At 71.8% G+C, this 11,785-nt stretch carries 9 protein-coding genes; 6 read left to right on the top strand and 3 right to left on the bottom strand.

The window, feature by feature from the left end:
* Window positions 1-190 precede the first annotated feature (190 nt).
* Entirely contained in the window at window positions 191-856 is a 666-nt protein-coding gene (locus ACFV8H_RS32705) for a hypothetical protein (RefSeq protein WP_380407204.1), read from the top strand.
* Here the strand turns inward: ACFV8H_RS32705 and ACFV8H_RS32700 are convergent.
* The gene (locus ACFV8H_RS32700; protein ID WP_375884593.1) at window positions 827-1,519 is read right to left on the bottom strand and encodes a hemolysin III family protein; all 693 of its coding nucleotides are present in this window, start codon (window positions 1,517-1,519) and stop codon (window positions 827-829) included. The genes ACFV8H_RS32705 and ACFV8H_RS32700 overlap by 30 nt on opposite strands.
* A gap of 285 nt (window positions 1,520-1,804) precedes the next feature.
* Between ACFV8H_RS32700 and ACFV8H_RS32695 the strand changes: the two genes are divergently transcribed.
* Window positions 1,805-3,631 (top strand): phosphoenolpyruvate carboxykinase (GTP), encoded by a 1,827-nt coding sequence (locus ACFV8H_RS32695; RefSeq protein WP_380407202.1) that lies wholly within the window; start codon window positions 1,805-1,807, stop codon window positions 3,629-3,631.
* Window positions 3,632-3,836: 205 nt separating this feature from the next.
* Here the strand turns inward: ACFV8H_RS32695 and ACFV8H_RS32690 are convergent, their stop codons facing one another.
* Window positions 3,837-5,051 (bottom strand): pyridoxal phosphate-dependent aminotransferase, encoded by a 1,215-nt coding sequence (locus tag ACFV8H_RS32690; RefSeq protein WP_375884597.1) that lies wholly within the window; start codon window positions 5,049-5,051, stop codon window positions 3,837-3,839.
* Between the two features lie 321 nt (window positions 5,052-5,372).
* Between ACFV8H_RS32690 and ACFV8H_RS32685 the strand changes: the two genes are divergently transcribed.
* Window positions 5,373-6,089 carry a prepilin peptidase gene (locus ACFV8H_RS32685; RefSeq protein WP_380407200.1) on the top strand — a complete coding sequence of 239 codons (717 nt, stop codon included), beginning with the start codon at window positions 5,373-5,375 and terminating at the stop codon, window positions 6,087-6,089.
* A gap of 102 nt (window positions 6,090-6,191) precedes the next feature.
* Here ACFV8H_RS32685 and ACFV8H_RS32680 read toward each other — a convergent pair whose 3' ends face one another.
* Window positions 6,192-7,805 (bottom strand): chitinase, encoded by a 1,614-nt coding sequence (locus ACFV8H_RS32680; RefSeq protein ID WP_380407198.1) that lies wholly within the window; start codon window positions 7,803-7,805, stop codon window positions 6,192-6,194.
* Between the two features lie 375 nt (window positions 7,806-8,180).
* Here ACFV8H_RS32680 and ACFV8H_RS32675 point away from each other — a divergent pair, with 375 nt between their 5' ends.
* The 3 genes from ACFV8H_RS32675 (at window position 8,181) to ACFV8H_RS32665 (ending at window position 11,729) form a co-directional block, all read left to right on the top strand.
* Window positions 8,181-8,975 carry an isoprenyl transferase gene (locus tag ACFV8H_RS32675; RefSeq protein WP_375884604.1) on the top strand — a complete coding sequence of 265 codons (795 nt, stop codon included), beginning with the start codon at window positions 8,181-8,183 and terminating at the stop codon, window positions 8,973-8,975.
* A gap of 228 nt (window positions 8,976-9,203) precedes the next feature.
* Entirely contained in the window at window positions 9,204-10,538 is a 1,335-nt protein-coding gene (locus ACFV8H_RS32670; protein WP_380407196.1) for a PhoH family protein, read from the top strand.
* Window positions 10,539-10,970: 432 nt separating this feature from the next.
* Window positions 10,971-11,729, top strand: a complete 759-nt coding sequence (locus tag ACFV8H_RS32665; protein WP_380407194.1) for a transglycosylase SLT domain-containing protein — start codon at window positions 10,971-10,973, stop codon at window positions 11,727-11,729.
* Window positions 11,730-11,785 lie beyond the last annotated feature (56 nt).

The following is an 11,785-nucleotide window of genomic DNA, read 5'->3' as shown; positions in this document are numbered from 1 at the left end:
AGTGCTGCTTCCGCACAAGGAATTGACGCAACGTTGATCTGTCGTTCGCCGCCCCGGGGCGGCTCCGGGTGACTGTCGGTAGATACCATGTGGCAATCGGTCAGTGCTGGCCGGACGCGTGCCGAGAGCGGAGAAGGGGTGGGGCGGCAGGAGCCGACCACGAGCCCGGCGCCGGGAAAGGGGAGCCGAAGTGGCCGACAGTGACGACAGGCAGGCGCGTGCCCAAGTGTGGAGCGCGGCCGTGGTGGTGGGTTCCGCGCTGGCCGTGGTCGCGGCCTACCTGATCAACGGGGCGCCCCTGGTGCTCGTGGTCGCCGGGATCGAGACGCTGCTGGTCATGGTGTACGTCGGCCGGCGCTGGCAGGCGACGCACCGGCGGCCGTCCCGGGCCGGGCACCGGCCGCGGCGCGGCATCCCGGACGCCGCGCACTGCGAGCGCTGTCGCCGGGCCCGGGAGGCGCTGGACGAGCGGCAGGCGCGCGGTCGGGTCGGGGCGGCGGCCGGGTCGGTGCTGCCGGAGTCCGTGGCGGCGGTGCGCCCCGGGCGGTCACGGTCGCAGACGCAGCAGACGCAGCAGACGCAGCAGACGCAGCAGACGCGGCAGGCGCAGCGGGCACAGTCGCAGCAGACGCAACAGGTGCAGCGGGCGCAGTCGCAGCACGCGGTCGGCCCGGAGTCGGAGCCGGATCCGGAGCAGGGCGCCGCCGACCACCCGCCGTACCCGCGCCGCCCGCAGGGCCGCACCGGGTACGAGCGGCCCTGGACGGCCGAACGGGCGGCCAACCGGTCCACGGACCGGACGACCGCCCGTCGGGGTGCGCCGGGTTCAGCCGGCCGCGCTGTACGCCACCAGTGAGACGCCGACGTACTGGACGATGAAGGCTCCGAGGGTGAAGGCGTGGAACACCTCGTGGAAGCCGAACCAGCGCGGTGAGGGGTTGGGCCGCTTGAGCCCGTACACCACGCCGCCGATGCTGTAGAGCACCCCGCCGACGATCATCAGCACCAGGACGGCGACCCCGCCGGTGCGCAGGAAGTCCGGCAGGAAGAAGGCGGCGGCCCAGCCCAGCGCGATGTACACGGGGGTGTACAGCCAGCGCGGCGCGCCGACCCAGAACACCCGGAAGGCGATCCCGGCGAGCGCCCCGCCCCAGGCGACCCAGAGCAGTATCTGCTGGTCGGCGCCGTTGAGCAGCAGGATCGTGAACGGCGTGTAGGTGCCCGCGATGATCAGGAAGATGTTCGCGTGGTCCAGCCGTCGGAGCACGGCGTCCCCACGCGGGCCCCAGTCGAAGCGGTGGTAGACCGCGCTGACGCCGAACAGCAGCCAGGCGCTGACCGAGTAGACCGCGCAGGCGATCTTGGCCGGTGTGGAGTCGGCCAGGCAGATCAGCACGATCCCGGCGGCGACGGTGGCGGGGAACATCCCGGCGTGCAGCCAGCCGCGCCACTTCGGCTTGTCCTCCCGGCGCTCGGCCGGGTCCTCCCCAGTGCTCTCCGCGAGCGCAGCAGCAGTCATGGGCAGCATGCTACCTGCTACCTACGCCACCGTAGGTTACTGACGCGTAAGGAAGTGGTGCTCGTCACTCTTGGACGTTTTGGAGCAATCGGAGTGTGGCGCCGCGCACTCCGGCCCGGACGAGAGTGGCGGGCTACTGGCCGGTAATCGTACTTACTGTAGTAAAAGATGCGTCAATTTCGCCTCAGTGCCGCGTTGGAGGCCAGGAGCCGGGTCTACGCTGCAAGCACCCTCAGACCCCCGCTACGCCGTCTCCCCGCCGGGACGGCGTGAAACGGAGCGATCGTGTCGTACGAGATCTCTGCTCTCAGCGCATCCGCGCCCACCCGCCACAAGCAGCTGCTCGCTTGGGTGAGCGAGATCGCTGAGCTCACCCAGCCGGACCGCATCGAGTGGTGCGACGGTTCCGACGAGGAGTACCACCGCCTCGCGGACCTGCTGGTGGCTCAGGGCACCTTCAAGAAGCTGAACGAGGAGAAGCGCCCCAACTCCTACTACGCCGCCTCGGACCCGTCCGACGTCGCGCGCGTGGAGGACCGCACCTTCATCTGTTCCGAGCAGGAGAAGGACGCCGGACCGACCAACCACTGGAAGGCCCCCGCCGAGATGCGCGAGGTCTTCCAGGGCGAGCAGGGACTGTTCCGCGGCGCGATGAAGGGCCGCACGATGTACGTCGTGCCCTTCTCGATGGGCCCGGTCGGCTCCCCGCTGGCCGCGTACGGCGTCGAGATCACCGACTCCGCCTACGTCGCGGTGTCGATGCGCGTGATGACCCGCATGGGCAAGGCCGTGCTGGAGCAGCTCGGCGAGGACGGGGACTTCGTCAAGGCCGTGCACACCGTCGGCGCCCCGCTCGCCGAGGGCGAGGCGGACGTGCCGTGGCCCTGCAACAGCACCAAGTACATCTCGCACTTCCCGGAGACCAGGGAGATCTGGTCCTTCGGCTCCGGCTACGGCGGCAACGCCCTGCTCGGCAAGAAGTGCTACGCGCTGCGCATCGCCTCGACCATGGCCCGCGACGAGGGCTGGCTGGCCGAGCACATGCTCATCCTCAAGCTCACCCCGCCGTCCGGTGAGGTCAAGTACGTCGCGGCCGCCTTCCCGTCGGCCTGCGGCAAGACCAACCTGGCCATGCTCCAGCCGACCATCCCGGGCTGGAAGGTCGAGACCATCGGCGACGACATCGCCTGGATGCGCTTCGGCGCGGACGGCCGCCTCTACGCGATCAACCCCGAGGCCGGCTTCTTCGGTGTCGCCCCCGGCACCGGCGTGGACACCAACGCCAACGCCATCGACACCCTCTGGGGCAACACCGTCTTCACCAACGTCGCCCTCACCGACGACGGCGACGTGTGGTGGGAGGGCCTGACCGAGGAGCCCCCGGCGCACCTCACCGACTGGCGCGGCAACGACTGGACCCCCGAGTCCGGCACCCCCGCCGCCCACCCGAACGCCCGCTTCGCCGTCCCGGCCGCGCAGTGCCCGACCATCGCCCCCGAGTGGGAGGACCAGGCGGGCGTGCCGATCTCGGCGATCCTGTTCGGCGGCCGCCGGGCCACCGCCGTCCCGCTGGTCACCGAGTCCTTCGACTGGCAGCACGGCGTCTTCCTGGGCGCCAACATCGCCTCCGAGAAGACCGCCGCCGCCGAGGGCACCGTCGGCGAGCTGCGCCGCGACCCGTTCGCGATGCTGCCGTTCTGCGGCTACAACATGGGCGACTACTTCGCCCACTGGCTGGAGGTCGGCGCCCAGGCGGACGCCGCCAAGCTGCCGAAGATCTACTACGTCAACTGGTTCCGCAAGAACACCGAGGGCAAGTTCGTCTGGCCCGGCTACGGCGAGAACAGCCGCGTGCTCAAGTGGATCGTCGAGCGCCTGGAGGGCACCGCCGACGGCGTCGAGACCCCGATCGGCGTGCTGCCGAAGGTCGAGGGCTTCGACCTGGGTGACCTCAAGCTGTCCGAGGAGGACCTCGACCTGCTCTTCACCGTGGACGCCGACATCTGGCGCCAGGAGGCCGCGCTGGTGCCGGCCCACCTGGAGCTGTTCGGCGACCACACCCCGAAGGAGCTGTGGGACGAGTACCGGAGCCTGGTCGCGCGCCTCGGCTGAGCCTGAGCCTCAGCCGAGCGAGAGGTCGGCGCGCGGCACGAACCGCGCGCCGACCGAGTGGCAGGACGGCCGGAGTTCCGCCGGGTGGTCTTTCCCCGACCAAGGAGACCACCCGGGCCCGGGACTCCGGCCGTAGTGTTTTCCCGCGTGCCTCCCCGCGTGCCTCCCCGCGGGTTCCCCCGTCGGCAGGGCGGGTCAGGGCGGGTCAGGGCTGGGTGTAGCCGCTGAGGAAGTCGCCGATCCTGGTCACCGCGTCGGTGATCTCCTCCGGCCGCGGCAGCGTGACCAGCCGGAAGTGGTCCGGCTCGGGCCAGTTGAAGCCGGTGCCCTGGACCAGCAGGATCCGCTGGGAGCGCAGCAGGTCGAGCACCATCTGGGCGTCGTCCTTGATCTTGTAGACCTTCGGGTCCAGCCGGGGGAAGGCGTACAGCGCGCCCTTCGGCTTGACGCAGCTCACGCCGGGGATCTGGTTGAGCAGCTCGTACGCGGCGTCGCGGGAGGCGAGCAGCCGGCCGCCGGGCAGCAGCAGGTCCTTGATCGACTGCCGTCCGCCGAGCGCGGCGGCCACCGCGTGCTGGGCCGGCATGTTGGCGCACAGCCGCATCGAGGCGAGCACGGTCAGGCCCTCGATGTAGCTGCGGGCGCGCTGCCGGTCGCCGGAGAGCACCATCCAGCCGGAGCGGAAGCCCGCGACCCGGTAGGCCTTGGACAGTCCGTTGAAGGTGACGCAGAAGAGGTCCGGGGCCAGGGTGGCCAGCGGGACGTGCTCGGCGTCGTCGTAGAGGATCTTGTCGTAGATCTCGTCCGCGTAGACCACCAGCTGGTGCCGGCGGGCGATCTCGGCGATGCCCTCCAGTACCTCGCGCGGGTAGACCGCGCCGGTCGGGTTGTTCGGGTTGATCACCACGATGGCCCTGGTCCGGTCGGTGACCTTGGCCTCGATGTCGGCGAGGTCCGGGTACCACTCGGACTGCTCGTCGCAGCGGTAGTGCACCGCGGTGCCGCCGGCCAGCGAGACCGAGGCCGTCCACAGCGGGTAGTCCGGCGCGGGGACGAGCACCTCGTCGCCGTCGTCCAGCAGCGCGGTCATGGCGAGCTGGATCAGCTCGGAGACGCCGTTGCCGAGGAAGACGTCGTCGACCGAGAGGCCGTGCAGGCCGCGGTCCTCGTAGTGCATCACCACGGCGCGGCGGGCCGAGAGCAGGCCCTTGGAGTCGCCGTACCCGTGCGCGTTCGCGAGGTTGCGCAGGATGTCCTGGAGGATCTCCGGGGGCGCCTCGAAACCGAAGGTGGCCGGGTTGCCGGTGTTGAGCTTGAGGATGCGGTGGCCCTGTTCCTCCAGCCGCATCGCCTCGTCGAGCACCGGGCCGCGGATGTCGTAGCAGACGTTGGCGAGCTTGCTGGACTGGATGACCTGCATGCCTGCCTACTTTAGGGGCACGCCGGGGCCCGGTGCCGGGTGTCCGGGGAGACGGCTCGCCGGGGTCGGAAGGGCCTCCTTGGATCGCCAGGCGGGGGTGTCGAACGGCCTTCCAAACCGCTGCCCGAATGTCCGTAATGCTCGTGTATGCGAGGAACGCCGTCGATCTCTGCGGTGGATTCTTCGCCGGAACGAGACGGACGGCACACCGGCCGTCCGCCCTGGGCGGGAAGATGGGGCCGGTCGGTCGGCCGGTCGGCGGGGAGAAGCCGTCGGGGAGGGGCCGGCCGGGAGAAGTCGACGGGGAAGCGGGGAGTGCCGGTGGTGACGGTCGTGGCCGGAGCGGTGCTGGTCGCTCTCCTGGTGGCTCCCGCGCTGCGCGCGCTGGTCGCCCGGTTCGCCGTGCCCGAGGGCGAACCGTGGTGCGAGGCCTGCCCGTTGTGCGGTCGCCCGGTGGGGCGGCTGCTGCCGCCGACCGGTCGCTGCCCGGGCTGCCGGGAGCGGCTGGGGGCCGGCCCGGGGGCGGTGGAGGCGGTCGCCGCGGCGGTCGCGGTCGCGGTCGCCTGCGCGGCGGACGGCCCGCAGGCGGCGGCGCTCGCCTGGGCGGGCGCGCTCGGGGTGGCGCTCGGCTTCACCGACGCCCGGGTGCGCCGGCTGCCGTACCGGTTGACCGGGCCGTTGCTGGCCGGGGTGGCCGTGCTGCTGGCGGTGGCGGCCCTGGCCGAGGGGCGCCCGGGGGTGCTGCTGCGCTGCCTGCTGGTCGCGCTGGCGGTCGGCGCGCTGCTCGAAGTGGCCGTCCAGATCGGCGCGTTGGGCCCCGGTGACTCGCCGCTCGGGCTCGCCCTGGGCGGGCTGCTGGGCTGGTACGGCTGGTGGGTCGCGATCGGCGGGCTGGCCGCTGCGGTGGTGCTCGCCGGCCTGTGGGGCACCCTGCGGGTCGCCGCCCTGCTGGTCCGCCGTCGCCCGTGGCGCGGACTGGAGGTCCCGGTCGGCCCCTTCCTGCTGCTCGGCGCGCTCACCGCGGTGCTCACGCGGTAGCGGAAGGGCCCGCCGTACCGGACCGGTACGACGGGCCCCGCCGTCGGCGCGCCGGCCCCACCCTCAAGGAGTGGCGCGCCGTGGGGAGTTGGGCCGAGTGCCTCAGGGCATCTTGTGGACGAACGGGCCGACCGTGTTGGAGAAGGCGTTGCCGTTGTTGGCGTCCCAGTTGGTGGACCAGGTCATCGCGCCCCGGATGGTGGGCCACTTGGCCGGCGGCACGAAGCTGCCGCAGTTGTTGCCGGTGGCCAGGCAGTTGAGCGCGTTGTTCACCACCGACGGGTCGACGTAGCCGCCGCCGGCCGCCTTGCCGGAGGCCGGGACGCCGATGCCGACCTGGTCGGGCCGCAGGCCGCCCTGGATGTGGGTGCAGACCTGCGAGGTGATGAAGTCGATCGTGCCCTGGTTGTAGACCTTGCCGTCGCAGCCGTTCATGCCGCCCGAGTTGTAGAACTGGGTGTTGACGACGGTCAGGATGTCCTTGGTGGCCAGCGCCAGCTGGAAGTAGGCGCCGGCGGTGCTGTACATCCCGATGGTCTCGGGGGCCATGGTCAGCACGAAGCCGGGGCCGACCTTGGCCTGCAGCGAGTGCAGCGCGGCGCCGAGCGGGCCAGCCTGGACGCCGTTCTCCAGGTCGACGTCGACGCCGTCGAAGCCGTAGTCCTTGATGATCGCGTAGGCGCTGTCGGCGAAGTTCGCCCCGGCGGTGGCGTCGCCGACGGTGATCGCGCCGTTCTGGCCGCCGATGGAGAGGACGACCTTCTTGCCGGCCGCCTGCTTGGCCTTGATGTCGGCGCGGAACTGGGCGTCGGTGTAGCCGCCGAGCGCCTTGGACAGGGCCGGGTCCAGGGTGAAGCTGATCGCGCCGGTCCGGGTCGGCACGGCGTCGGCGAAGGAGACCGCGATGATGTCGTACGCGCTCTGCACGTCGCCCAGGCGCTGCGGGGTCGAGCCGTTGTCGAAGTTCTGCCAGTAGCCGGTGACCGCGTGGGCCGGCAGGCCGGTGGCCGGCGGGGTGGTGCCGGTCGGGGTCGGGGTCGGGGTCGGCGTGGCCGTGGGGGTGGGCGTCGCGGTGGGGGTCGGGGTCGGCGTCCCGGTCGGGGTCGGGGTCGCCGTGGCGGTCGGGGTGGCCGTCGGCGTCGGGGTCGGGGTGGGAGTGGCTGTCGGGGACGGCGTGGAGGTGCCGCCCGGGCCGACCAGTGCGACGTCGTCGGCGAGGTAGGCGCTCTGCCCGTACCAGCCGTGCAGGTAGACGGTGACGCTGGTGGCGTTCGCCCCGGTGGTGAAGGTGCTGGTCAGCTGGTTCCAGCTGTTCTGGTTCGACCAGGTGGACGGGTCCGTCCCGCCGGTGCCGCGCGCACCGAGGTAGACGTACGGGCCCTGCACCCAGGCGCTCAGGGTGTAGCTGGTGTTGGGCAGCACGCTGATGGTCTGGGTGCACTCCGCGGTGTCGCCCGCGCCCGGGGTGGCCTGCAGCGCACCGGTGCCGGAGTGGACCGGCGCGGACACCGCGGCCGCGCCGCCGGTGCAGGACCAGCCGGCCAGTCCGCTCTCGAAGCCGCCGTTGGTGACCAGGTTGCCGTCCGCCGCGCTGGCGCCGCCGGCGAAGAGGGCGAGGCCGCCGCCGGCCAGGGCGAGGGCGGTGGCGCCGGCCGCGAGGGCCGGCAGGGGGCTGCGCCGGCGCCGGTGCGCGGGCTGCTGCGGGGTACGGGCCATGGGGTGACGCTCCTGGGGGAGGAGCGGCCGCCGCGGTGGGGGGCGCGGCGGCCGCGTGTGGGGGAGGGGAGGTCCGCGGGTGACTCCGGGGGCGGGATTGTTTCGTTCCGCCTCGGGTCAAAAGCTGGACTAGACCATTGCCGGTCGTCAAGGACGTGACAACCGGTTTACGGCTCCCTTAAGGAATCGGAGACCGTTCCGTGTCCACCCCGGGCACACCGCCCCGCAGGCCCTGACACACCCGTCGCGACAGACTTCGTACAGGACCGTGACCAGACCGCTACCTGCGGCTTTACCGCGTGCCTGCGCGCGGGAGTAGGCTGCGCCGGGGCGGTGACGCACCAGTCCGAACGAGTACGGAGGGGCCGGGAAACCATGGGTCTGCGCGATGTCGCCGAACGGACGCCGGGGCTGCGCACCCTGCTGGGCGGGATGTACGGGCTCTACGGCCGACGGGTCGAGGTCCACCTCGCGCGCACCCCGCACCACATCGGCGTGATCCTGGACGGCAACCGCCGCTGGGCCAAGGCCGCCGGCGGTTCCACCGCGTACGGCCACCAGCGCGGCGCCGACAAGATCAGCGAGTTCCTCGGCTGGTGCGACGAGACCCACGTCAAGGTCGTCACCCTGTGGATGCTCTCCACCGACAACCTGGACCGCCCCGCCGACGAGCTGGTCCCGCTGCTCGGCATCATCGAGGACGCCGTCACCGGCCTGGCCGCCGCCCGCCGCTGGCGGGTCAACCCGGTCGGCGCGCTGGACCTGCTCCCCCAGCACACCGCCGACGTGCTCAAGCGCGCCGCCGAGGAGACCGCCGGGATCGACGGCATCACCGTCAACGTCGCGGTCGGCTACGGCGGACGGCACGAGATCGCCGACGCCGTCCGCTCGCTGCTCCAGGAGCACGCCGGGCGCGGCACCCCGATCGAGGAACTGGCCGAGATCCTGACCGTCGAGCACATCTCCGAGCACCTCTACACGGCCAACCAGCCCGACCCGGACCTGATCATCCGCACCTCGGGCGAGCAGCGGCTGTCCGGATTCCTGCTCTGGCAGAGCGCCCACAGCGAGTTCTACTTCTGCGAGGCGTACTGGCCGGCCTTCCGCAAGGTCGACTTCCTGCGCGCGCTGCGCGCCTTCGAGCAGCGGAACCGGCGGCTCGGCCTCTGATCCGGGCCCCTCGGCCGCGCCTCCGGGCGAAATGACCGCCGTAGGCCTGGCCTACCCGGGCCGCGCGCGAGGCCAAACGTTCACCGGCAATGATCCGTCAGTTCGCCGGGGGCGCGAATGCACCGCTCCCCGCCTGGGAATACTCCAGTCAGTCCGGTCCCGAGGCCACCGGGGCAGCGGGGGCCGGCTTGCCGCGGATGACGCAGGGTCATCCGCTCTGGAGGCCTAGTGGTCAGTTCCAAGAGCCGCCGGACGCCAGACCGGCGCACGTACGTTCTCGACACCAGCGTGCTCCTGGCGGATCCGCTCGCCATGACCCGCTTCGAGGAGCACGAGGTCGTCCTCCCGGTGGTGGTCGTCACCGAGCTGGAGGCCAAGCGCCACCACCCCGAGCTGGGCTACTTCGCCCGCCAGGCGCTGCGCCTGCTCGACGACTACCGCATCCACCACGGCCGGCTCGACGAGCCGATCCCGGTGGGCGAACTGGGCGGGACGATCCGGGTCGAGCTCAACCACTCGGACGTCTCGATACTGCCGGCCGGCTACCGGGCGGGCGGCGGCGAGGCGGACACCAGGATCCTGGCGGTCGCCCGCAACCTCCAGGCCGAGGGCTACGACGTCACCGTCGTCTCCAAGGACCTGCCGCTGCGGATCAAGGCCAGCTCGGTGGGCCTGCTCGCGGAGGAGTACCGGGCGGAGCTGGCGATCACCTCCGGCTGGACGGGCATGTCCGAACTGCACGTCGGGGCCGAGCAGGTCGACGCGCTGTTCGCGGCCGGCCACGACGCCGCGGTGGACATCGACGGGGTCGAGGAGCTCCCGGTGCACACCGGGCTGGTGCTCACCTCGGAGCGCGGCCGGGCACTCGGCCGGGTCACCGGGGACGGGCGGGTCCGATTGGTGCGCGGCGAGCGCGAGGCGTTCGGGCTGCGCGGGCGCAGCGCCGAGCAGCGGGTGGCGCTGGACCTGCTGCTCGATCCGGACATCGGCATCGTGTCGATGGGCGGCCGGGCCGGGACGGGCAAGTCGGCGCTGGCGCTGTGCGCCGGGCTGGAGGCGGTGCTGGAGCGGAGGCAGCACCGCAAGGTGATGGTCTTTCGGCCGCTGTACGCGGTCGGCGGCCAGGAGCTCGGCTACCTGCCCGGCAGCGAGGCGGAGAAGATGGGCCCCTGGGCCCAGGCGGTCTTCGACACCCTCTCGGCGGTCACCACCCCGGACGTGATCGAGGAGGTCATCGGCCGCGGGATGCTGGAGGTGCTGCCGCTGACCCACATCCGGGGGCGTTCGCTGCACGACGCCTTCGTGATCGTGGACGAGGCCCAGTCGCTGGAGCGGAACGTCCTGCTGACGGTGCTGTCCCGGATCGGCCAGGGTTCGCGGGTGGTGCTCACCCACGACGTTGCGCAGCGGGACAACCTCCGGGTCGGCCGGTACGACGGCGTGGTCGCGGTGGTGGAGAAGTTGAAGGGGCATCCGCTCTTCGCGCACATCACGCTCACCCGCTCGGAGCGGTCGCCGATCGCGGCGCTGGTCACGGAGATGCTGGAGGACATCAACCCGTGAACCGCCCCTGAACGGTACATAGTCGGACAATAGGTTCAACTTGCGGCGCGGGGCCCGTTCCTGACGGAGCGGGCCCCGTCCCTTTCATCACATCGAGTGCTTTCTGTCCGAAGAACTTCCGTACGGTGAATGTGACATGCGCCACGCAGGCGGGAATTGCGTCGACAGTGCCCGGTGCGGCATGGTGTGGGTTCTGTCAGGCCCCGCGTACGGCGCGGCAGGGCTTCCGCTCGTTGGAGGCTCGGCCCGGGAAGGTCCGCCAACTCCGGTCGGTGGACACACAATTGAAGACCGTTGAGCCGTACGCCGCCCGATTCCAACGCCCGGTCGCCTCATTCCGACCGGACGCCGGGCCAGTACCTCCCGTGACCAGAGCACCTGCGGAGGTCCGTGCCAAGGGGCATGTTGCGTCCGCACGGTCACGCGTGGGCGATGCTGGAAGGAATCCATGTGACTCGGATCTCGGTCCGGGGAGTTGCTGTGGCCTCTGCCACCGCGGTCACCGCTGTCGGTGCCGTCGTGGGTATGGCCTCGGGCAGCGAGGTCAAGGCTGCGCAGACGGTCGACGTCGCCGGCGCGACCCTGCTCGCCGAAGTCCCCTCTGGCTCCCAGGCACAGGCCGCAAGTGACAACATCGGCCAGCAGGCGACCGCCCAGCAGGCCTCCGCCGACGCCGCCGCCAAGGCTGCCGCCGAGCAGAAGGCCGCCGAGGAGGCCGCGCGCCAGAAGGCCGCCGCGGACGCCCAGGCGAAGGCCGACGCCCAGGCCAAGGCCGACGCGGACAAGGCCGCCAAGGCCGCCGCCGACCAGCGTGCCGCCGCCGACGCCGCCGCCAACCGCTCCAAGGCGCGGTCGGCGATGTCCGCGGTGGACAACAGCGCGCCCCCCGTCTCGGTCAGCCCCGGTTCCGTCCAGGACACGGCCCGGCAGATCGTCGGCAACGACGCCCAGTTCCAGTGCTTCAGCCAGATCGTGAAGCGCGAGAGCGGCTGGGACTACACCGCGACCAACAGCAGCTCCGGCGCCTACGGTCTGGTCCAGGCCCTGCCCGGCTCCAAGATGGCCTCGGCCGGTGCCGACTGGCGCACCAACCCGGCCACCCAGATCAAGTGGGGCGTCAGCTACATGAACAGCCGCTACGGCAGCCCCTGTGGTGCCTGGTCGTTCTGGCAGGCCCACAACTGGTACTAGGAGGACCGCCCCCCCCGGGCGGCGCCACTCCCCGCGGCCCCCGGCCGCTCGTCGTG

Source organism: Kitasatospora sp. NPDC059827 (assembly GCF_042731675.1).
Classification (GTDB): domain Bacteria; phylum Actinomycetota; class Actinomycetes; order Streptomycetales; family Streptomycetaceae; genus Kitasatospora.
Note: the sequence above shows the minus strand (reverse complement) of the source record. Positions and strands in the feature narration are given on the sequence as shown.

What these genes read in the sequence shown, in the direction of transcription:
- ACFV8H_RS32675 (WP_375884604.1), top strand. Translation starts at nt 8,181, where the DNA reads ATGGGTCTGCGCGATGTCGCCGAACGGACGCCGGGGCTGCGCACCCTG.
- ACFV8H_RS32690 (WP_375884597.1), bottom strand. Translation starts at nt 5,051, where the DNA reads ATGCAGGTCATCCAGTCCAGCAAGCTCGCCAACGTCTGCTACGACATC.
- ACFV8H_RS32680 (WP_380407198.1), bottom strand. Translation starts at nt 7,805, where the DNA reads ATGGCCCGTACCCCGCAGCAGCCCGCGCACCGGCGCCGGCGCAGCCCC.
- ACFV8H_RS32700 (WP_375884593.1), bottom strand. Translation starts at nt 1,519, where the DNA reads ATGACTGCTGCTGCGCTCGCGGAGAGCACTGGGGAGGACCCGGCCGAG.
- ACFV8H_RS32665 (WP_380407194.1), top strand. Translation starts at nt 10,971, where the DNA reads ATGCTGGAAGGAATCCATGTGACTCGGATCTCGGTCCGGGGAGTTGCT.